The sequence below is a fragment of the Methylomonas sp. EFPC3 genome, assembly GCF_029643245.1.
Classification (GTDB): domain Bacteria; phylum Pseudomonadota; class Gammaproteobacteria; order Methylococcales; family Methylomonadaceae; genus Methylomonas; species Methylomonas koyamae_B.
In genome coordinates, this window is sequence record NZ_CP116398.1 from 2,649,093 (window position 1) to 2,670,826 (window position 21,734).

The 21,734-nt window shown below is 53.8% G+C and carries 24 protein-coding genes; 12 read left to right on the forward strand and 12 right to left on the reverse strand.

The features are described from left to right. Positions 1-34: 34 nt before the first annotated feature. Genes pmbA through PL263_RS11915 form a run of 6 tightly spaced genes read right to left on the reverse strand, consistent with a single transcriptional unit; the run spans position 35 to position 5,853 of the window. Positions 35-1,366, reverse strand: a complete 1,332-nt coding sequence (gene pmbA, locus PL263_RS11890) for a metalloprotease PmbA (protein ID WP_278209586.1) — start codon at positions 1,364-1,366, stop codon at positions 35-37. A gap of 56 nt (positions 1,367-1,422) precedes the next feature. Further along, on the reverse strand, positions 1,423-2,859 hold the full coding sequence (gene tldD / locus PL263_RS11895) for a metalloprotease TldD (protein WP_140913649.1): 1,437 nt from the start codon (positions 2,857-2,859) through the stop codon (positions 1,423-1,425). Between the two features lie 36 nt (positions 2,860-2,895). After that, positions 2,896-3,360: a hypothetical protein gene (locus PL263_RS11900; protein ID WP_278209587.1), complete on the reverse strand. Its 465-nt coding sequence runs from the start codon at positions 3,358-3,360 to the stop codon at positions 2,896-2,898. 11 nt (positions 3,361-3,371) lie between these two features. After that, a complete protein-coding gene (gene rlmJ / locus PL263_RS11905) occupies positions 3,372-4,229 on the reverse strand; it encodes a 23S rRNA (adenine(2030)-N(6))-methyltransferase RlmJ (RefSeq protein WP_278209588.1) in 858 nt (285 codons plus the stop codon). A gap of 38 nt (positions 4,230-4,267) precedes the next feature. Then, positions 4,268-4,639 (reverse strand): DMT family protein, encoded by a 372-nt coding sequence (locus tag PL263_RS11910; protein WP_347568912.1) that lies wholly within the window; start codon positions 4,637-4,639, stop codon positions 4,268-4,270. Beyond that, complete coding sequence (locus PL263_RS11915; protein ID WP_278209589.1) at positions 4,615-5,853, reverse strand: multifunctional CCA addition/repair protein; 1,239 nt, start codon at positions 5,851-5,853, stop codon at positions 4,615-4,617. Before PL263_RS11915 ends, PL263_RS11910 begins: the two co-directional genes overlap by 25 nt. Before the next feature lie 427 nt (positions 5,854-6,280). On the opposite strand from PL263_RS11915, the gene pqqA reads away from it, so the two are divergent. The 6 genes from pqqA (at position 6,281) to pqqE (ending at position 10,086) form a co-directional block, all read left to right on the forward strand. Beyond that, positions 6,281-6,355, forward strand: a complete 75-nt coding sequence (gene pqqA / locus PL263_RS11920; protein WP_054760176.1) for a pyrroloquinoline quinone precursor peptide PqqA — start codon at positions 6,281-6,283, stop codon at positions 6,353-6,355. 105 nt (positions 6,356-6,460) lie between these two features. Next, on the forward strand, positions 6,461-7,372 hold the full coding sequence (gene pqqB, locus PL263_RS11925) for a pyrroloquinoline quinone biosynthesis protein PqqB (protein WP_278209590.1): 912 nt from the start codon (positions 6,461-6,463) through the stop codon (positions 7,370-7,372). Between the two features lie 12 nt (positions 7,373-7,384). Continuing rightward, the gene (pqqC, locus tag PL263_RS11930) at positions 7,385-8,113 is read left to right on the forward strand and encodes a pyrroloquinoline-quinone synthase PqqC (protein WP_278209591.1); all 729 of its coding nucleotides are present in this window, start codon (positions 7,385-7,387) and stop codon (positions 8,111-8,113) included. A 1-nt stretch (position 8,114) separates the two neighbouring features. After that, positions 8,115-8,678 (forward strand): Uma2 family endonuclease, encoded by a 564-nt coding sequence (locus tag PL263_RS11935; RefSeq protein WP_278209592.1) that lies wholly within the window; start codon positions 8,115-8,117, stop codon positions 8,676-8,678. A gap of 33 nt (positions 8,679-8,711) precedes the next feature. Then, the gene (gene pqqD / locus PL263_RS11940; protein WP_278209593.1) at positions 8,712-8,984 is read left to right on the forward strand and encodes a pyrroloquinoline quinone biosynthesis peptide chaperone PqqD; all 273 of its coding nucleotides are present in this window, start codon (positions 8,712-8,714) and stop codon (positions 8,982-8,984) included. Next, entirely contained in the window at positions 8,962-10,086 is a 1,125-nt protein-coding gene (gene pqqE / locus PL263_RS11945; protein ID WP_278209594.1) for a pyrroloquinoline quinone biosynthesis protein PqqE, read from the forward strand. Before pqqD ends, pqqE begins: the two co-directional genes overlap by 23 nt. A gap of 29 nt (positions 10,087-10,115) precedes the next feature. On the opposite strand, the gene msbA is transcribed toward pqqE, so the two are convergent. Then, positions 10,116-11,867, reverse strand: coding sequence for a lipid A export permease/ATP-binding protein MsbA (msbA, locus tag PL263_RS11950; RefSeq protein ID WP_278212872.1), 1,752 nt, complete (start codon positions 11,865-11,867; stop codon positions 10,116-10,118). Positions 11,868-11,944: 77 nt separating this feature from the next. Between msbA and PL263_RS11955 the strand changes: the two genes are divergently transcribed. From PL263_RS11955 to PL263_RS11980, 6 genes are all read left to right on the forward strand, one after another. Beyond that, positions 11,945-13,045 (forward strand): glycosyltransferase family 9 protein, encoded by a 1,101-nt coding sequence (locus PL263_RS11955; RefSeq protein WP_278209595.1) that lies wholly within the window; start codon positions 11,945-11,947, stop codon positions 13,043-13,045. 152 nt (positions 13,046-13,197) lie between these two features. Then, entirely contained in the window at positions 13,198-14,136 is a 939-nt protein-coding gene (locus PL263_RS11960) for a hypothetical protein (protein WP_278209596.1), read from the forward strand. Between the two features lie 146 nt (positions 14,137-14,282). Next, positions 14,283-15,581 carry an O-antigen ligase family protein gene (locus PL263_RS11965; protein WP_278209597.1) on the forward strand — a complete coding sequence of 433 codons (1,299 nt, stop codon included), beginning with the start codon at positions 14,283-14,285 and terminating at the stop codon, positions 15,579-15,581. A 29-nt stretch (positions 15,582-15,610) separates the two neighbouring features. Beyond that, positions 15,611-16,435, forward strand: coding sequence for a glycosyltransferase (locus PL263_RS11970; protein ID WP_278209598.1), 825 nt, complete (start codon positions 15,611-15,613; stop codon positions 16,433-16,435). A 78-nt stretch (positions 16,436-16,513) separates the two neighbouring features. Beyond that, on the forward strand, positions 16,514-17,320 hold the full coding sequence (locus PL263_RS11975) for a glycosyltransferase family 2 protein (protein ID WP_278209599.1): 807 nt from the start codon (positions 16,514-16,516) through the stop codon (positions 17,318-17,320). 8 nt (positions 17,321-17,328) lie between these two features. Beyond that, the gene (locus PL263_RS11980) at positions 17,329-18,177 is read left to right on the forward strand and encodes a glycosyltransferase family 2 protein (RefSeq protein WP_278209600.1); all 849 of its coding nucleotides are present in this window, start codon (positions 17,329-17,331) and stop codon (positions 18,175-18,177) included. Here PL263_RS11980 and PL263_RS11985 read toward each other — a convergent pair. The 5 genes from PL263_RS11985 to motD all read right to left on the reverse strand — a co-directional run bounded on the left by PL263_RS11985 (position 18,174) and on the right by motD (position 21,731). Beyond that, entirely contained in the window at positions 18,174-18,593 is a 420-nt protein-coding gene (locus PL263_RS11985) for a DUF2802 domain-containing protein (protein WP_140913634.1), read from the reverse strand. The genes PL263_RS11980 and PL263_RS11985 overlap by 4 nt on opposite strands. A gap of 209 nt (positions 18,594-18,802) precedes the next feature. After that, entirely contained in the window at positions 18,803-19,276 is a 474-nt protein-coding gene (locus PL263_RS11990) for a chemotaxis protein CheW (protein ID WP_054760137.1), read from the reverse strand. 24 nt (positions 19,277-19,300) lie between these two features. Beyond that, the gene (locus PL263_RS11995; RefSeq protein ID WP_278209601.1) at positions 19,301-20,041 is read right to left on the reverse strand and encodes a chemotaxis protein CheW; all 741 of its coding nucleotides are present in this window, start codon (positions 20,039-20,041) and stop codon (positions 19,301-19,303) included. Continuing rightward, the gene (locus PL263_RS12000) at positions 20,038-20,841 is read right to left on the reverse strand and encodes a ParA family protein (protein WP_140913631.1); all 804 of its coding nucleotides are present in this window, start codon (positions 20,839-20,841) and stop codon (positions 20,038-20,040) included. The genes PL263_RS11995 and PL263_RS12000 overlap by 4 nt, the downstream gene beginning before the upstream one ends. Then, a complete protein-coding gene (gene motD, locus PL263_RS12005) occupies positions 20,838-21,731 on the reverse strand; it encodes a flagellar motor protein MotD (RefSeq protein ID WP_140913630.1) in 894 nt (297 codons plus the stop codon). The genes PL263_RS12000 and motD overlap by 4 nt, the downstream gene beginning before the upstream one ends. Between the last annotated feature and the right edge of the window lie 3 nt (positions 21,732-21,734).

The following is a 21,734-nucleotide window of genomic DNA, read 5'->3' on the forward strand; positions in this document are numbered from 1 at the left end:
GTTTTAAGGTCCTGCTGCTTTTCAAAGGCTAAGCTTATTCGCCGGCAATCGCCATTTGCTCCAGCAAAATCGAGCCGACCCGGACATTGCCGCGCAGATCAACGTCGTTGCCGATCGCCACGATATTGCGCAGCATGGACTTTAAATTGCCGGCAATGGTGATTTCTTGAACGGGGTATTGGATAACGCCATTTTCGACCCAAAACCCGGAAGCGCCGCGGGAATAATCGCCGGTCACCCGATTCACGCCCTGCCCCATCAATTCGGTGACCAACAGACCGGTACCCAACAGCTGCAACATTTCGGCAAAATCACGGTCGCCCGGCTCGACAATCAGATTATGTACCCCGCCGGCGTTACCGGTAGTCTGCATGCCCAGCTTGCGCGCCGAATAGGTGCTGAGTATGTAAGATTGCAAAACGCCGTTATTAACGATGTCTCGAGCCCGGGTCGCGACACCTTCCGCGTCGTAGCTCGCGCTTCCCAACGCCCGCTTTAACAACGGCTGCTCGTGTATCCGCACAAACTCCGGCAGAATTTGCTTTCCTAGGCTGTCCAATAAAAAAGATGACTTCCGGTACAGACTACCGCCGCTGATCGCGCCCAGCAACGCTCCGATCAAACTAGAGGCCATTTCCGGCGCAAACAACACCGGACATTGCCGGGTGCCGAGAGGCCGGGCGTCTAACCGCGCTAGCGTGCGCTGCGCGGCTTTTTCGCCGACTTGTGCCGCAGCTTCCAGATCGCTCGGGTTACGCGCGACACTATACCAATAGTCTCGTTGCATGGCGTCGCCGCTACCGGCGAGTACCGAGCAACTCAAGGAGTGCCGGCTGGACTGGTAACCCTGCAAAAAACCCAATGAATTGCCGAACACCCGTGTGCCCTGATGGGTATTAACTGAAGCCCCCTCGGAGTTGCTGATCACAGAGCTATAATTGCGCGCCGCGTTTTCGCACTCGATCGCCAGCTCGATAGCTTGCTCGGCATTGAGCTGCCAAGGATGGTTTAAATCGAGATCGGGAAATTCCGTAGCCAACCGCTCGGGATCGGGCAGGCCGGCAAACTCGTCTTCGCTAGCGTAGTGGGCGATACTGCATGCGGCTTTGACGGTTTCCTTCAACGATTCGCCGGAAATGTCATTGGTACTGGCAGAGCCCTTCCTTTTGCCGAAATACACCGTGACGCCAATGCCTTGATCGCAATGGTACTCCACGGTTTCCACTTCCCCGAGTCGAGCCGACACCGACAACCCATTGTCCACGCTGAATGCCGCTTCTGCAGCAGTGGCTCCCTGTAGTTTGGCTTCGTCCAACAATTGTTGAACCACATTTTTCAAACGATTGATTTCTTCCTGATTTTGCACGGCAAATCTCTTGTTTAGTCGTTACGCGTACAAGCCGAATGGCTGCACCCTGTATTTCAGACGCTGGTACCGCCAACCGTTAAGCCGTCGATTTTCAACGTCGGCTGGCCGACGCCGACCGGAACGCTTTGGCCGTCCTTGCCGCAAGTGCCGACGCCGCTATCCAGCGCCATGTCGTTGCCGACCATGGACACTTTGGTCAATACGTCGGGACCGTTGCCGATCAGCGTCGCCCCTTTCACCGGCCGGGTGATTTTGCCGTTTTCGATCAGGTAGGCTTCGCTGGCCGAGAATACGAACTTGCCGGAAGTGATGTCCACTTGACCGCCGCCGAAGTTGCGCGCGTACAGGCCTTTTTTCACCGAGGCGATAATCTCTTCCGGATCGCTCTGTCCTGGCAGCATGTAAGTGTTGGTCATGCGCGGCATCGGCAAATGGGCATAGGATTCGCGGCGGCCGTTACCGGTCGGCGCCACCCCCATCAACCGGGCATTCAGCTTATCCTGCATGTAGCCTTTCAGAATGCCCTTCTCGATCAACACGGTATTTTCAGTCGGCGTCCCTTCGTCGTCGATGTTCAACGAACCGCGCCGACCTTGCAACGTGCCGTCGTCCACCACGGTACACAGATCGGAAGCCACCCGCTCGCCGACTCGGCCGCTGAAAGCCGAAGTCCCCTTGCGATTGAAGTCCCCCTCCAAGCCATGACCGATGGCCTCGTGCAACAAAATCCCCGGCCAGCCTGAACCCAGAACCACGGTCATATTACCCGCGGGGGCTTCCTCAGCCTGCAAGTTGACTTGCGCCTGACGGACCGCTTCTTTGCCGTATTCCAGGCCGCGGTCGCTCTCCAGAAAATAGGAATAGTCGCAGCGGCCGCCGCCGCCCATACTGCCTTGCTCGCGCCGGCCGTTTTCGGCCATGATCACCGTGACATTCATTCGCACCAGCGGCCGAATGTCGGCCGCCAACGAGCCGTCTTGATTCGCGATCAACACGTGGTCATAGGCAGCAATCAGACTGACCATGACTTCTTCGATGCGCGAATCCAACTTTCGGGTTTCCCGATCGACGCGCATCAACAGTTCGATTTTTTGCCTATCGTCCAAAGACTTTAAAGGATTCACGGGGCGGTACAGACACGGCGCTGCGCGAAAGGTATCCACCTTGCGCTGCGCCTGTTGACCATGGCGGACAATGGCTTTCACGTTATTGGCCGCTTCCAGCAAAATCGGCAACTCGATCCGGTCGCTGTAGGCAAATCCGGTTTTATCGCCGCTGACGGCGCGCACCCCGGCGCCGTGCTCGATCGAATGACTGCCTTCCTTGATGATCCCGCCCTCCAAAGACCAGGATTCGAAGTGGCTAGACTGAAAATAGATATCGGCGGCATCGACCGGCGCGCTCAGCAACGCGGACATGACTCGATCGATATCCTGAGTTTGCAGGCCGTTGCCGGCCAAAATGGATTGCTTGACTTGTTCTAATGGCATCAGATAGCTCGAAACGGGATGGTAAAGCGCGTCCGGCTACATCACGAAAAACGACGCGATGTAAGCGACTAGCAATGCGGTTAGTGCGAGGGTCACTTTGTTACGCGTCGTGAGCGACAACCAATACAGTTGCAACTCGGTTTTGCGCCGGACCCAGATATTCAGTAGCCGTTGCTTCAAAAAAGCGTGTAACCGCGGCAGAGTCTTCCACAATTTGTAAAATCCGAAACCGAAAATTGAGAGCAGGATGTAAAACGTCACGACCTGACTGCCGTGGCGATCGGATTCGAACAAATATTCGACAATTTCGCCGATATCCAAAATGTGAAAAACCAACTCGACCGCTTCTTCTATTCCCAACTCGACGTATTCGAAAGCCACGTGCAGACCTTCGAACAGCAGATGCATCAACTCCCCCAGCAATTCCAGCGTCACGTCGTACATGACCAGCGCCAAAGCGATGCAACCGACGATGATCAGGTCGAGATTCTTCTTCAACATGGCTAATTCCGCTACGCGCCGTCCGCGCCGGTCTCGGGTACTGTCCACTCGACTTTCCAACGTCCTGCGCCGTCGGCCAGAACCCGGTCCAACCAAGGCAGCAGCGTTTCTGCTTGTCTTGCCAGCAACCACGGCGGATTGATAAACAGCATGCCAGACCCCGTCATTCCTCTTCCAGCACCGTCTTCGGCAACACAATGTTCGATGCGTAACTGTTTGGGAATACCGCTTCCGGCCAGTTTACCGATGAAAGCTTCGGTTGCGGCCCGCTCGATAACGGGATACCAGACCGCAAAGATTCCGGTAGCGAAATGCCGATGGCCACTGACCAGAGCAGCGACCACTTTTTTATATTCGTCTCTCATCTCGTAACTGGGGTCGATCAAAATCAATCCGCGGCGCTGAATCGGCGGCAGCTTTTTCGGCAACATTTGCAGGCCGTCTTCCTTGCTGACGCTTACCTGCTTGTCCCCGGCGAACAATTGCTGCAACGCGGCAACGTCCGATCCGTGCAATTCCGACAATAATAACCGATCTTGGGGGCGGGCCAAGCGCTTCACCAATTGCGGGGAACCGGGATAACGCGCCAATTGCCTGCCGGTATTTTCGGCGCGCACCGCCGCCAGATAATCGTGCAACTCGGCGGGAGGCTCAGGCTCGCGCCACACCTTGGAGATACCTAGCCGATACTCGCCGGTCTTTTCGGCGAATTCCGATTTAAATGAGTACTTGCCGGCGCCGGCGTGAGTATCGATGTAAACAAAAGGCTTGGACTTTTGTTTTAACGCCGCAACGGTCAAGGCCAGCAGGCTATGTTTTAAAACATCGGCAAAATTGCCGGCGTGAAAACCGTGTCGGTAACTGAGCATATTTGGATATCCGTGGTGCCGGCGGCTGCCGTATACGTTTAATTGAATTTGGCCCTGAAGATAAAAAACACTGCCCCGAGCAAACACAATCCGGCCCAGAGATAGTCCAGTTTCAACGGCTCCTTCATGTAGTACACCGAGAACGGCACGAACACGCTCAACGCGATCACCTCCTGCATAATCTTCAACTGGCCCAGGCTAAGCGAGGTATAGCCGATGCGATTCGCCGGAACTTGCAACAGGTACTCGAACAAAGCCACGCCCCAGCTCAGCAGCGCCGCCACCAACCAAGGCTGGCCATTCAACTCCTTCAAGTGCGCGTACCAGGCAAAAGTCATAAACACGTTACTGCAAACGAGAAGGCCGGCGGAAATCAGCACGGCATTCATGAAACGGCCGATCGGTAGCATTTCTTAAAATCGTCGACGGCTTGTATTCGCGACCGGCGGATCGCCGCCCCGATCTGTTCGCCTTGCAGCCCTTGCCACAAGGCCGCTCCAGTATCTACTGCGGCAGCCGCCGCGGCGGCGCCACGAATGTATTCGGCTTGAGGATAACTGCGGTCTTCGAAACCGCTGCGTCCCCTGGCATCCGCCTCGCAGGCCGACAAAAACTCGTCGAGCCGATTTCCCGGTTTGAAGGCAGCTATCGCTTGCAACATATCGGTCAAGGTATCCGAACGTAGTTCCAGAGCCCTATGGCAATGCGTGTGGTATTCCATGACTTGCATGCTCAAACTTTTGAAGGGTTTGGGAACCCGCAAACGATCGCAAAAGCGCTCCAACACCCGCAAACCTTTTTTTTCGTGACCGTGGTGACTGGGCCAATGCTCTCTGGGCGTCAAAGCCTTGCCCAAATCGTGCAACAGCGCAGCCAAACGCACCTCGGCTTTCGCAGACAGACGAACAGCTTGCTCCAGCACCATTAAGGCATGTACACCGGTATCGATTTCCGGATGGTATTTTTCCGGTTGCGGTACACCGAACAGGGCATCGATTTCGGGGAACACAACGCCCAGTGCACCGCAGTCCCGCAAAACTTGAAAAAACGCCTGAGGCGTACGCTCCAACAGTGCTTTATGCAGCTCCGCCCAGACCCGCTCCGACACTAAGTAATCAGCCTCGCCCGCAGCAACCATATGCTTCATTAACATCATGGTTTCGTCAGCCACGCGAAATCCCAGATGCGCGTAGCGTGCAGCAAAGCGTGCCGCACGTAAAATCCGAACGGGATCTTCACTAAACGCGGGAGATACATGCCGCAACAGCTTTTGCTCTAAATCAAGCCGGCCGCAAAACGGATCGATCAGTACGCCATCGTCGCCGATTGCCATCGCGTTGATCGTCAAATCGCGCCGCTGCAGATCTTCTTCCAAGGTCACGTCAGGATCGGCGTGCACGGCAAAGCCTTTATAACCCATGCCGGTTTTGCGCTCGGTCCTGGCCAAAGCATATTCTTCGTGGGTTTCCGGATGCAAAAATACCGGAAAGTCTTTTCCTACCGGCCGAAAACCGCGCGCCACCATCGCCTCCGCCGTTTCGCCGACCACCAGCCAATCGCGCTCCTCGACCGGATAATCCAGTAAACGATCACGCACCGCGCCGCCGACCAGATATGTTTTCATACCCAACAAATCCGCACTTAAAAAACGCACAGTATAAATGAGTCGCCAGCATAGCGTCCGGCTTATTCCACCTGCGGAAATCTCGGAAAACGCCACCGAGAGTGATTCAGCCCTAGCCTCATACGCCGACTTTCGCTGAGGTGTTAAGCTCCCCAACCAGCCCGGACCTTTTTTCTGCACCAGCGAATCAAATACGCGAGCCCCGACTCAGCCCAACGGGCAACACCCCACCCTGCCTGATAAGGCTTCCAAGGCATTGCAAGCGGCGTAACCAACCGGGAACTTTTCGGAACGAAAACAGCTCGGAATCGTGCCGATAGTCTCGAATCCGCTTGGTTGCGCAAAGAAAAACTTCATCGTATACTTCGGTGCAGCTTTCTCGACCAAGCTATCGCACACAACAACAAAACCTCTGGAGGGTATACAAATGAAATGGGAAACACCAGCTTACAACGACATGCGTTTCGGTTTTGAAGTTACCATGTACATCTACAACCGTTAATTATTACGGTTGACCACAAAAAGGGGCAAATTCCTGCCCCTTTTTTTTGCCTGGCGTTTTTCAATCCCGTATCATGCGGCGCTCGTTCATCAATCCGAATCCGACATGAAAATCAGAGTTCTCGGCGCCGGCGCCGGCGGCGGCTTCCCGCAATGGAATTGCAATTGCGACAATTGCGGCCGTTACCGCAGAGGCGAATTCAACGGCAAGGCCCGCACCCAATCCTCGATCGCGATCAGCACCGACAACCGCAACTGGCTGCTGCTCAATACTTCGCCCGACATTCGCGCCCAACTGGAAGCGTTTCCGGCGATTCAGCCCAAAGAAGGCATTCGCGATACCGGCATTAAGGCCGTCCTGCTGATCGACAGCCAGATCGACCACACCACCGGCATGCTGATGCTGCGCGAAGGCAAGCCCTTGAACGTATATTGCACCGAGATGGTTCGACAAGATTTAACGACCGGCTTTCCGCTGTTCACGATGCTGAAAGATTACTGCACCGTCAACCATCATCCGATTGCCTGCGACGAAACGCCGTTCGAAATTCCCGGCATCGACGACATCCGCATCTACGCCCATGCCTTAAAAAGCAAGGCGCCGCCCTATTCGCCGCACCGCCACGACCCGCACGAGGGCGACAACATTGGCGTGATCGTCGAACAGATTTCTACAGGCAAAAAGCTTTACTACTCGCCCGGGTTGGGCGAAATCGAGCCGCACGTTTTCAAGGCTATGCAAAGCGTTGACTGCCTGATGGTGGATGGCACTTTCTGGACCGACGATGAAATGGTCACGCGCGGTATCAGCCAGAAACGCGCCCGCGAAATCGGTCATTTGCCGCAATCCGGCCCCGGCGGCATGATTGAAGTGTTGAACGGCGTGCCGAACGCTCGTAAGATTTTGATTCATATCAATAACACCAACCCGATTCTCGACGAAGATTCGCCGGAGCGTAAGACGCTGGCTGGCAACGGCATAGAAGTGGCTTACGACGGTTTGGAAATCGACTTATAACAAAGGTGTTACATGACTGCTGATAATCAACCCTGGAGCCGCGAAGAATTCGAAGCCAAATTGCGCGGCATGGAAAAGTACTACCACATTCATCATCCGATGCATGTGCTAATGAACGAAGGCAAGCTGACCAAGCAACAATTGCAAGGCTGGGTCGCCAACCGCTTTTATTACCAAGTCATGATTCCGATCAAGGACGCCAACATCATGGCCAATTGCCCGGACCGCGAGACGCGCGCCAAATGGGTGCAGCGCATACTCGACCACGACGGCCATCCCGGCGACACCGGCGGCATTGAGGCCTGGATACAACTAGGTATCGCGGTCGGCCTGACCCGCGAAGAGATTACTTCGTTGAAACACGTGTTGCCCGGTGTGCGTTTCGCCGTAGACGCCTACGTCAATTTTGCCCGCCGCGCCGAATGGCACGAAGCCGCCAGTTCGTCATTGACGGAACTTTTCGCACCGAAAATTCACCAACAGCGCTTGGATAACTGGCCAGATGTCTATCCATGGGTCGAACCGGAGGGTTATGCTTACTTCCGTAAACGATTGACCGAGGCACGCCGCGACGTAGAACACGGTTTGGAGTTGACCCTGGATTGGTACAAAACCCGCGAGCAGCAGGAACGCATGCTGGACATCCTGAAATTCAAACTCGACGTGTTGTGGACCATGGCCGACGCGATGTATCTGGCTTATGTCGCCAACATGCCGCCGTATTTCAATATCGAGCAATAACATGCAAACCGCCGAGCGACTTCATTTTAGTGCCGAGGATTATCTGGCTTGGGAAGCAACCCAGGCCGAGAAGCACGAGTTTGTCGCCGGCGAGGTGTTTGCCATGGTGGGTGCGCGGCAGGATCATGTTGTCGTTGCCGGCAACATTTTCGCCGCGTTAAAACAACGTTTGCGCGGCACGCCATGTCGGCCTTACGTCGCTGATCTGAAATTGAAGGTCGAAGCGGCAGACGCATTTTTCTACCCCGACGTGATGGTGTCCTGTCACCCCGGCGACTTGGGTAACCAACACTATATTTCCAACCCATCGCTCGTCGTCGAAGTGTTGTCCGACTCCACCGCCGACTACGACCGCGGCGGCAAATTCGTCGCCTACCGCAAGCTGGACTCGCTAAAAGAATACCTGATCGTCGACATCGAAGCCCGCCGCGTGGAATGCTTCCGCCGCACCGCCGACAACGACTGGCTGTTGCACGATTACGTCGGCGAAGCCGATTGCGAATTGATCAGCCTGGGCATTCGCTTGCCGATGGCGGAAATTTTTGAAGACATCGAAGCCGCGTAAACCGGCAATCACCTTTTCCAAATCCGAAGCCTAATGACGATCAACCCCGACCAAATCCTGCAATTCTCGCCGCTGCACCGCCTGCAATGGGAAGAAGCCCAGCAAAAATACGTGATTCTTTACCCGGAAGGCATGGTCGAACTCAACCAAAGCTCGGCGGAAATCCTCAAGCTGTGCGACGGCACCAATAACCCGGCACAAATCGTCGCCGAACTGGAAGCCAAATTCGAAACCAGCGGCTTGAGCAACGACATCCACAACTTTCTGAACATCGCCCTGCAAAATGGCTGGATCAAACAAGGCTGACATTACCCCGCCGCGCTGGCTGCTGGCGGAACTGAGCTACAAATGCCCGCTGCAATGCCCGTATTGCTCTAATCCGCTGGACTACGCCAAATATCCGGAAGAACTAAGCACCGACGACTGGAAGCGGGTACTCAGTCAAGCTCGAAAAATGGGCGCGGTACAACTCGGTTTTTCCGGCGGCGAACCGCTAACCCGGCAAGATCTGGTGGAGCTGGTAAGCCATGCCCGCGAATTGGGTTATTACTCGAATCTGATCACTTCCGGCTACGGCCTGACCGAGCAAAAAATCGTCGATTTGAAACAGGCCGGCCTCGATCACATCCAGATCAGCATCCAGGCCAGCACCCAGGAACTGAACGACCACATCGCCGGCACCGCGACCTACGAGCAAAAACAGGAAGTCGCACGTTTAATCAAGAAACACGGCTACCCAATGGTGTTGTGCGTGGTGATTCACCGCGAAAACATCCACCAAATGCCGCAGATTCTGGAAATGGCCGAAAATCTCGGCGCCGATTATCTGGAACTGGCCAATACCCAATACTACGGCTGGGCCCACATCAACCGCGATGCGCTGCTGCCGACCAGAGAACAGTTCGAGGAAGCCGAGAAAATTGCCCAGGCCTATAAAGAAAAAGTCGCCGGCAAAATGAAGATCTACTACGTGGTGCCGGACTACTATGAAGACCGTCCGAAAGCCTGCATGAACGGCTGGGGCACCACCTTTTTGACCATCGCTCCGGACGGCACCGCTTTGCCTTGCCATTCTGCTCGCGAGCTGCCGGGCCTGGAGTGTCCCAACGTCAAGGATTACAGCATCGAACAGATCTGGAGCGAATCGAAAACCTTCAATTTCTTCCGCGGTACCGAATGGATGCAGGAGCCTTGCCGCAGCTGCGACGAAAAACACAAGGATTTCGGCGGTTGCCGCTGTCAGGCCTATTTGTTTAATGGCGACATGTACAGCACCGATCCGGTTTGCTCCAAATCGCCAGAGCGGCATCGCATAGACGAAGCAATCGCCTCAGCCCGCGCCGCGTCGTTGCCCGGCAACGAAAAGCCGCTGGTGTTCCGTAATTCCAAAAACTCGCGGCAGTTTTAATAGCCCAAGATTGCTCAGCCGATGCCCGTTCAGGTTTCGGCGGCGCCGGAGGAGGTCACATCCTGAAATTGCATCTTGTGCAATTTCGCATAGGCGCCGTCCTCCCTAGCCAGCAAATCCCGATGGGAGCCTTGTTCGACGATTCGCCCCTTATCCATCACCAATATCACATCGGCATTTTCGATAGTCGACAGACGGTGCGCTACCACCAGCGTGGTCCGGCCTTGCATCACCCGATTTAATGCCGCTTGAATGTAGCGTTCCGATTCGGTATCCAGCGCAGAGGTGGCTTCATCCAGAATCAGAATCGGGGCGTCCTTCAACAAAGCGCGGGCGAGTGCCAATCGCTGGCGCTGGCCGCCCGACAATTTCACGCCGTTCTCGCCGATCTCGGTATCCAGGCCCTGCGGCATGCGGGCAATGAAATCCATCGCATAGGCATCGATTGCCGCCTGTTCGACTTTCTGCCGGTCAGCACCCTGCAGACCGCCATAGGCTATGTTGTTGGCAACAGAGGCATTAAACAACGTGACGTTCTGAGTCACCAGCGCGATTTGCCGACGCAGGCTGTCCAACCGATACCGCTTCAGTTCGACGCCGTCGATCAGAATTTCGCCTTCCGCATAATCGTAAAAACGCGGCAACAGATTGATCAACGTGCTTTTACCGCCGCCGGAAGCACCCACCAAGGCCACGGTCTGTCCGGGCTCAATGGTCAGATCGATGCCATTCAGAGCGGGCGTGTCGCTGCCGGGATAACGAAAACTTAAATTCCGAAATTCGATTCGACCTTGGCAGCGATCAATCTCTACATCGCCCTCATCAATCTCCGCCGGCTCGTCCAGCACCTCGAACAACGACTCGGCGGCGGCGATGCCGCGCAGGATTTCGGAATTGGCGTCACTCAATTGGCGGATCGGTTTAGGCAACAAAAAGGCCGCAGTAAAGAAACCAACAAACTCACCAGGGCTGGATGACTTCATCATGATCAAGGCCAGATACATCATGCCGGCCAAGGCAAAGGAAATCACCAATTGCATCAACGGATTGTTCAGCGAAATCGTCATCATCAACTTGCGGTGCTGGGCCCGGTTTTCCAGACTCGCGGCTTTAAAGCGCTGCCGCTCGTAAGGCTCGCCGACAAAGCTTTTGACGATGCGGTTGCCGGCCACGGTTTCCGAGGTTATTTGGGTCAAGTCGCCGACGGTATCTTGCATATTGCGGCTCAGACGCTTCAAGCGCTTGCCGACGTAACGCACCATTACCGCGACGATCGGCGCCAGCGCCAGGAACACCAGCGACAATTGCCAATTGGTATAAGCCAGATAAGCCAGCAATCCCAGCGCGGTAAAGCCCTCCCGCACGAAGGAACGGATCGAATCGGACGTCGCTCTAGTCACTTCGCCGATGTTATTGGTGATCCGCGAAATCATATAGCCGCTGTTGTGGCTATCGAAATACTGGACCGACAAGCGCGTATATTGGTTGAAGATTTCGCAGCGCAATTTATGAATCAGATTGCCGGAGATCCTTGCTAGATAGTAGTTCCCCAAAAAAGAGCCGATGCCGCGTACCAGAAACAGCACCACAAACGCCAGCGGCAAATATTGGATGCTCGAACGGTCCGGAGCACCGAAGCTGTCTATGATGCGTTGAATGATCATCACCACAGCCGGCTCGGTACCGGCATAAATCGCAAAGCCAACTGCCACCAGCAAAAACAAGCGCCAGTAGGGCAGCACGAACTTCAGCAAGCGCCGGTAAACCTGACTATCGGTCATCGTGCGTTGCGAATTTTGTAACGTGTCCAATATATTTACCTTTAAAATGTGCGCTTATGTCGATCAACCAGCGCTCAATGCCAAACCAAAAGCCGCTCAATATACATCCGAAACGCATTTTAGTAATAACCTTGCGTTACTTGGGCGACACTTTACTGGTTACCCCGCTGATCGGCGCTTTAAAACAAGCCTATACGGATGCCGAAATCGACGTATTGCTGCCCGCCGCCAACGCCGGCATGCTGGACGGCAACCCGGATATCCGCCAATTGATCCGACTGCCGAGCAAACCTAGCCTGGGCCAATTCGTAAAACTGCTGTTCAGCATCCGCCGCAACTATGATTTGGCGATCTCCACCCAAGCCGGCGACCGCCCGACCTTGATCGCGCGTGCCGCGGGCAAGACGGCGCTCGGTTTTGTGCCGGACGAAGCAGGTAAAGCTTGGTGGAAAAATCTGTTGCTGGACCGGTCGCTGGTATTCGGCGCCGATTACGATCATGCCGTATTGGAAAACCTGCGCTTCTGCAGGGTGTTGAGCATCGAACCCAGCTACCGGTTAACCCCGCCGCGCAGCTCAAAGCCAATGGCGCATCCGCCAACAAAACCTTACGTCGTACTGCACACTATGCCGCAATGGCGCTACAAGCAGTGGCACCGCGACGGTTGGCTTAGCCTAATGGAATTTTTGAATCGGTCAGGCTACCAAGTGGTACTGACCGGTAGCGGACAACCGGCCGAATTGGAAAGCTTGCGTGAACTGCAACAACACTTGGCCTTCCCTGTAACCATTATGGCCGGCCAACTATCCCTGGCTCAGTTGGCGGAATTGATCGCGCAAGCAGCGCTGTTTATCGGGCCGGATACCGGTATCACCCACCTCGCTGCCGCCACCGGCACCCAAACCATCGCGTTGTACGGCCCGACCGACCCGAAAAAATGGGCACCGTGGCCATATGGCTATGCCGGACCAACCAGCCCGTTCGCCAAGGTTGGTAGCAAACGCATCGCTAACGTTTATTTGTTGCAGGGATTCTCCGAGCGCAACTGCGTCCCATGCCAACTGGAGGGGTGCGACCGCCACCGGAATAGCCACAGCGAATGCCTGGACCGGCTGCCGGCAGATAAAGTCATCGACACCGTTGCCGAGGCTTTGAGGCAAAACCGCCCGAGCATATAAGACGCCAGGCGCTGCCGTTTGGCATCCATTTACCTTACCAATCGGATAAACTTTATTCACAACCGCGTAAAGTTTGATTGTAACAATCGACCCGACAGATAATCACAGTGACCAGATTCAATAAAATATTAGTCGTATGTCCGGCAGGTGCCGTGACCGGCGGACCTGAAGCTTTACACCAGTTGGTCGATCACATGAACCAGCTTGGCTTGCCGGCGTACATTACTTATTTGCCGTTCGACCAGGCGGCAAGCACACCGGAGCCCTACCTGCGATATACGGCCCCGGTAACCAATTACGAAGATGCGGCCGGCAACCTGATTATTTTTCCGGAGGTTTATCCGCAATTAGCCGATAAAGTACGCCATGCCAAAGCGGCAATCTGGTGGTTGTCGCTGGAAAACTTTCTGGAACGGCGTCATATCTGGCCACTACACGATAAGGTGCGTTATATAAAACGCGTATTTCAAGGACGACGGCCACTAAGGGGGGCAAAGTCCTTGAAGCATATGATCCATTTCTCGCAGACCCAACACGCAACCGAATATCTCAATCAGTGCGGCATCGAACCGATACCGTTGATCGACTCCATCAACGAAGATTTTTTGAACGATAACCATCTGGCGTACGCCAGCACCAAACGGGACATCATCCTGTACAACCCGAATAAAGGTAAGAAGGTAACGGATAAATTGATTGCGGCGAATCCGCAATGGCAATTCGTCCCACTCAAAGGACTTGACCGCGAGCAATTGTCACAACAGTTGTATGCGGCGAAACTCTACATCGACTTCGGTCACCATCCGGGCCGAGACCGGATGCCGAGGGAAGCGGCTATGCACGGCTGCTGCCTGATCACCGGCGTCCTAGGATCGGCCGGTAACGATGTCGACCTGCCAATCCCCAGGCGCTATAAATTGGATAGCTCTGAAGCCGGCTTCGTGGCGGAATTTTCAAAATTGGCCGCAGACATATTGGCCGATTTTACAACTCATAACCGCAACTTCGACAGCTATCGCGCATACTTAAAAAGCGAACCCAATATTTTTCGAAAGCAAATAGCCGACTATTTTTTAGAACAACAAGAATAACCTTCCAGCCGGCCCGATATTGCGGATACCGAGTTTGATACTATAAGTATGGGCCACACCGAACCAAGTTCACCGAATTCTGACTCAGCAGAACAATAACAAAAGGCCAGGTCTTGGATAATATATACAGCGTAATGCAAAAACCAATGCAAAAAATCGATATAACTCGCAACCAGTTTATCGAAAACCCCATGCTATCTTGGTTTGATTGGCCGGTTATCGTATTAACCTTCAGCAGCATCATTGCTTATTTATCGGTCCGAAGCTGGACCAATATTACAATTTTCCTATTGTTAATCCCTGCGCTTATTTTTTTAAAGAAGGCATGGAACGGCGCTTACAGCGAAAAACAAATAAACTCGATATTACCGTTCGTTGTCGTTATGACATTACCGATGCTGGCAATATTCATCAGCCAAACATTAAGACAAGAATGGGCGCTTAAACCCTACGACGGCCCGTTCCGGATATTGCTTTGCATTCCGGTATTGTTCTATTTTTTACATATAAAACTTAACTTTTCCAAAATCGTTACTCTTTCTGCACCAATCGCATTATTCATTTTGATTCCGGTCGTTTATTCTCACCCGGAGGTATTGGAACGCTGGATCGGCAGATTCGCCACGCCGGCTGTAGACCCCACCGAATTCGGTACCTATACCTTGGTTTTGACAGCCTTTTGTTTGTTCAGCATAGAAACCCAAGCCGATAAACTTAGCCTCAAACTCTTGGTGTACCAAATTGCCGGAGCCCTGGCCGGCATTTATCTGCTTCTGGGTTCCGGCACTCGCGGCAGCTGGATTGCGATACCGCCTTTACTGGTTTTATGGGTGGTTTTAAACCGGAAAAATTTACCGCGTAAAACTCTGTGTTATCTGGGGTTTCTGACCGTTACCGGGTTCGCCGTTATTTGTTTATTAAAGCCTTATACTCTCGACAGAATATTCAGCGGCATTTACGAACTGAGCTCCTGGCTCAACGGCAGCAACACCGAAACCTCAACCGGCTTGCGACTGACGATGTGGCAAATAACCTGGGAGCTCTTCAAACATAATCCCTTAAAGGGATATGGCGACCACAATTTTCAAGCGTATCTCCATGCGCCTTGGATAGGAGCGTTTGCCAGCAACGAAGCGACCGAGACCATGCTTTATAACGGTCCACATAACGAACTACTGGCAAATTTAGTGCGCTCGGGAGTGATGGGCGGGATTTCCGTACTGGGTTTATTCTTGGTTCCTCTTACAATTTTCTGGCGAAACAGACACATGGAAAAGTCAAAATTTGCCAGCCACTTAGGCCTGGCGTACGTTGGCAGCCTGATTTTATGCAGTATCAGCAGCGAAGTGCTGACCTTTAAATACACCAGTTCCTTTTACGGCCTGATCATCGCCGGAATTTCGGCGCAAATCATATCGGCCCAAACCCAAACCCCGCGCGATTAACATCTGCCCGCTCCCTATCATTCGAACGCATGAAACCCGATAAATACGCCATCACTTTCGCCTGTTACAACCAAATCGACTATACACGCCAATGCATCGACAGCATGGTCAGACACGGCTTGGATCTAAAACGCTTGGTGATCGTGGATAACGGGTCCAGCGACGGCACGTGCGATTATCTGAGCACACTGGATCTCGGCGGATTGATCCTGAACAAATCCAACCTCGGCTGCGGCGTGGCCTGGAACCAGGGCGCCCTGGCGCTACAGGCGGAATGGACCATAGTGATGAATAACGATGTGCTGGTCAGCGCCAATTGGCTGGAAAACCTGATCGAAACCGCCGAGCAAAATCGGCTGAAAATCATTTCACCGGCATTGGTGGAAGGCAAGCTGGATTACGACTTCGACGAGTTTGCCGGCCATGCCTCGCTAAAAATGGTCAATGCGCTGCGTCTGAGCGGAAAACATGCCGTCTGTTTGGCAATCCACGATTCGGTCTGGCGCGAAATCGGCTATTTTCAACCGGTACCCAAATTACTCGGCTACGAAGATACGCTGTTTTTCCACGAGGCAGAGAAAGCCGGCATTGCTTGTGCGATCACCGGCGCATCCTGGCTACACCATTACGGGTCGGTAACCCAAACCGCAATGAAGCAGGAACGGGGCTTATCCGACAAACAAGGCTTGGGCAACCGCTACAATTACCGTCTACTGCAGCAAAGCTGGCTGGAACGGAAATTAGGGAAAATAGCCCGTATCCGCCAAGCCAATCAATGGCGTGACAGCGAGCTGGCGCAATTCGGCATGACCATGCATGGCATTCGGCTCAACGGCGACTTTAACTGGCAATAGCGTGGCATTGACCAAAATTCGCTACCAAGCCTTAGACCTTAGCTCAAAGCACCATCAATAGATTTTTACGGCCACGTTATGACAGAAACATCCGCCAATCACGTTCAAACCGGGCCTCGTTCGAAGCTGAGCGTCTACATCATCGCCTATAACGAGGCCGACAAAATCGCCGCCGCGGTGCAGAGCGTGCTGTGGGCGGACGAAGTGCTGGTGCTTGACTCGAACAGCACCGACAGCACTGCGACAATAGCCGCCGACTTGGGTGCGACCGTGCAACAAATCCCGTTCACAACCTTCGGTAAGTTGCGTAACGACGCAATTGCCGCCTGCAGCCACGACTGGGTGTTCAGCTTGGACGCCGACGAACGCTGCACGCCGGAGGCAAGGACCGAAATCGAGCGCCTGTTATCCGCTCCCGAGGCAGATGCTTACTATGTACCGCGCCGCAACTGGTTCATGGGCCGCTGGATCGAGCATTGCGGCTGGTATCCGGATTATCGGCAACCGCAGTTGTTCCGCAAGCAAGCCATGGTTTTCGACGATCATGCCGAAGTTCACGAAGGCTTCACGGTAAACGGCAAAATTGGCTATTTCAATTCGGCGATCATCCAGGTGCCGTTTCTGAATCTGGAACAACTAATACACAAGATGCAGCGCTATTCGACACTAGGGGCACGCAAATTGGAACGTGCGGGTAAACACCCCACCATGACGACGGCTCTGTTGCACGGCTTATGGGCGTTCTTTCGAATTTACGTCTTAAAACTCGGCTTTCTCGACGGCTGGGCCGGATTCGTCTTGGCACTGGGCAATTTCGAGGGCACCTTTTACCGCTACGCAAAAGCAGCTACCGCGACAATGAATTGGACGCCTGACGAGCGATAAACCAAGCCATGTCGCAAGCCCCGCAATTGATTTCCGTCATCGTCACCACCTACAACCGGCCTCCTGCTTTGCTTGCTTGTTTGCGCAGCCTGCAAGACCAATTGGATAGAAATTTCGAAGTCCTAGTCGCGGATGATGGGTCTGGCGAAGCCACCCGCCAGCTAATCGAGCGGGAAGGTAAGGCCAGCCCGATACCGATCCGCCACATCTGGCATGAAGACAAGGGCTTCCGCGCCGGCACCATTCGCAATAAGGCGGCGGCTAATGCCAACGGCGACTATCTAATATTTATGGACGGCGATTGCATCGCCTTTCCGAGTTTTATCGCACGACACCGGCTGCTGGCCGAAACCGGGTATTTCGTGCCCGGCAACCGATTGCTCATCAACGCCCAGGGTACCGAAGATGCCTTGAACGGCAACGCGGCGTTACACATCAAGCCATTGGTCTTTTTCATCGGCTTGTGGCTCAAACGGCAACTAAACCGCTTGCTACCCTTGATCAACCTACCGTTGCACGCTTGGCGTTACCTCAATCCATACGGTTGGGAAAAAGCCATGACCTGCAACCTTGCGTTGTGGAAATCCGATTTTCTGGCCGTTAACGGTTTCGATGAAAAGTTCGAAGGGTGGGGATATGAAGATTCCGATTTGGTGATTCGCTTGATTCACTTCGGCTGCAAACGCAAGGAGGGCCGCTTTGCCGTGCCGGTGCTACACCTTTGGCATCCCTACAACGACAGAAGCCAGCACGACCAAAATTATCGGCGGCTGTTGGAACGAGTTGCCAATCCGCGAGTCATTCTTGCCGAACGCGGCGTCAGGCAACATCTGGAAGAAATAAACGATAGCCGTTAACGCTTACTGCCACCGTGCAGGCGCATCAACAACAAAGCCTCATCTCGGGTCAGACCGCAGTCTCTGACTAATTCGTCTATCTCGGCCCCACGGCGAATTTTTTGGATGACATCTTCGTACCCTTGAGCTGAAGCAGGCTCATCCTGGACGGAATGGTGCTGATATGGCGCAGCAGGAGCCGGTCTGTTCACTCGATCCGCAATCGTGTCAAGCCGATTGTCGTTGGCCGCCAACCTACGGTCTACCGCGACGGCAGCCGAACACAAACCCGCCAGATCCTCGTTGCTGCGCTGCAAACGCTCTTGCAAAAGCTTGAGCTCCTGCTCCAGCCGTTTTTGGTTACCGATCAGGCGCAGTAACACGGCCAAGGTAACCAACACGCTTGCCGCCAAACCCCAAACTAAGTAATCGGTCATTACACTATTTCGTCTATGTGCTCGGCGGGACCTTGGTTCGCATCGTTTTGGCCGCGCTCTGCCTTTGCGCGCGGCGGCCGTTTATCCGGGTTACGCTTGTCGCGCGGCTCTCGTTCCACTTTCAAGGGCGCAGTTACCGGCGGATAAGCTGTTATCGGCGCGATCTCTGTCATAAAGCCCTCCCACCCTATTCAGCCGGTAGCTTCCTACTAAAACATATCCAACTCAGCCTTCTCGTCGTCGCTGAGGAATTTGTTCAAATCCACCAATATCAACAGTTGGTTATCGCGACTAGTCACGCCTTGAATATACTTCGAGCTTTCTTCGTTACCGACGTTAGGGGCGGTTTCGATTTCCGATGCGCGCATCTCTACCACTTCGGCCACGCTGTCCACCAAGATACCGATAATATGCCGATCGGTTTCGATAATCACCACCCGGGAGGCATCGTCAGTCTCTTTCGACGGCAAACCGAACCGGTTGCGGGTGTCGATCACGGTAACCACGTTGCCGCGCAAATTGATAATTCCCAGAACGTAGGAAGGAGCACCCGGTACCGGCGCAATCTCGGTAATCCGCAATACCTCCTGAACCTGCATCACATTGATACCGTACTTTTCATCGCCCAGACAAAAAGTCACCCATTGCATCACTGGATCGCCTTGTTTTCTATCTTCACTCATCTTGTTCATCCAAAGGCAGTTAAATTATTTTCGATGTGGCACCAATTGTTTAACATCGACAATTGCTGTCAGTTCGTCTATTACCGTACCGATTAACCACGGCTTTTTTTGCCTGGCAGTGCGCCAACGAACACCGTCCGGCTTGACTCTACCGATAGACAATATTTCGTCGCAGATCAAACCCCATCTCTTGTCCTGCGTAATCAAGATGCGGCTAGCGGGAGAATCTTCGAAATTTCGCATCCTGGCGCGGCTTTTACCGAAGATTAACTGGCTGGTATCCAACACGCCGATCCGGCTGTCGTGTTCGTCGACCAACCCCAGGAACCAGGAAGGCTGGCCGGGAATTTGGCTGGGCCTGCGATCGATTTTGATCGTTCGAGCCAATTCAACCAGTGGAGTAGCCAATATCAGCTGGTCGACTTTGAAAAACAACGCTTGAAACTCGTACTGCGACCAATCCGGCATTACCGACAACGCTTGAAGTTTAGCCGGATTTTCAGTGGCGACAAGCGTGGTGCCAGGTCGAACCTTTCGCGTCGGAACCACTTTTTCCAATGGCCGCACCACCGGCTGCGGCAACGTCACCCCGGCAAGTGGTTTGGAAGACGGCGTTGCGACGATTACCGGTTTTTCTGTGGGCTTAGCTAGCGCCTCAAGCTCAAAATTTGCGTCCGCATCGGGTACGTCGTCGAGTAGGGTCTGCAGATATACGTCAAGCGCAAGTTGCTGTTTGACGATACTGGGAGGAGATTTTTGCTTCATGAACGCGGCGCCAAGGTTTTGTCTCCACTTTTCTCAAGCAATAACAATTCCAACAATTCGGTATAGGCTTCGGCTGCCCGCGCATTTTTATCCAACAGCGGCAGCGGCGCCCCCGCTTGGCTGGCATCCCTGACCTTGGTGTCCACTGGGATCACCGACCGCCAAGCATTTTCCGGATATTGCTGGTACAACGCAGCCAAGCTATCGCGGGCGGCCTTGGTCCGCTTATCGAACATGGTCGGCACGATGGTGAACTTGGGCGGAGTTTTACGCGAGTGAAACACCATTTTGATGGTATGCACCATCCGATCCAAACCTTTAAGCGCCAAAAATTCGGCCAAAACCGGAATCACCAAATGGTCGCAAGCCGCCAAGGCGTTGATCATCAGCACACCCAACATCGGCGGGCTGTCGATAATCACGTAATCGTAGCGGTCGTCCATTTTGTGTAGTGCGGTCGAAACGACCAAGCCCATTCCGCCGATCGCCGCTACCTGCCGATCCAATGTCGCGATCGCAGTAGCAGCCGGCAACACGTCGATACCGTCGAAGCGGGTCTTGGCGACATATACCTGGGGATCGACATTCTTCTTCTTTTCGCTGGCATCGAGAAACAGATTGTAAACGCCCAACTCAACTTCTTCGGGGTTGATCCCAAAATAACTGCTCAAGGAGCCGTGCGGGTCTAAATCCACCAGTAAAGTCCGGAACCCCCAGGAGGATAGCAAGCCTCCCAGCGTCACCACGGTAGTCGTTTTGCCGACGCCGCCTTTTTGATTGGAAACAGACCAGATCTTCATAATTGTGGTACCGGTGCCGCCGGTGCGCTTTCGGTAATGGGCTCGGGCGTTGGCGATGACGAGTCCGACTGCGGCGCCAAATTCAATGCTCTGGCTCGCTCGTCGTCCGACATGCCATAACGGGCAAAGGCTTGCGACATCAAAACCAACACCACCCGACGATTCTTAAACCGCCCGTCTTCATCTTTGTTATCGGCAATAGGATGGAATTCTCCATAGCCGACCGCCGATAAACGCGTGGCCGGGATATTATTTTTCACCAACTCCTTAACGACACTGGTGGCGCGCGCCGAGGACAGGTCCCAATTAGACGGATATATTCCGCTGGAAATCGGCACATTGTCGGTGTACCCCTCAACGTTTATGACATTTGGCACGTCGCGGACCACTTCCGCCACCTTGGCCAGCACCGGAAGGGCTTTACTCGATAATTCAGCCTTACCGCTGGCGAAGAGCAATTCGCTATTCATCTCCAGCTCGACCCAAAAATCGTGCTTTTTAATACCAACCAGTTTGCTCTCGACGTAAGGCTGCAAAGCCCCCTGAAATTGTTCGGAAACCTCGCTCAACCGCTGCTTTTCCTGCAATATTTCTTCGCTGAGTTCGCGCTCTTCTGCGGTAGCCAGATTTGGCAGCTCGATCGGCTGGATCGCGGTGGGAATGGTGCCGATTTGGATCGGCTCCGCTTCCTTCTCCACTTTATCGTTGTGAAATAATGCCTGATCCAACGATTCGGAAAATGTCTCGTATTTGCCTTTGTTGACCGACGAAATCGAATACATCACGACGAAAAACGCAAACAACAAGGTGACAAAATCGGCGTACGACACCATCCAGCGGTCATGGTTGTCGGTCGGTAACGAAGATTTAACGCGTTTGCGCCGGCTCATGTC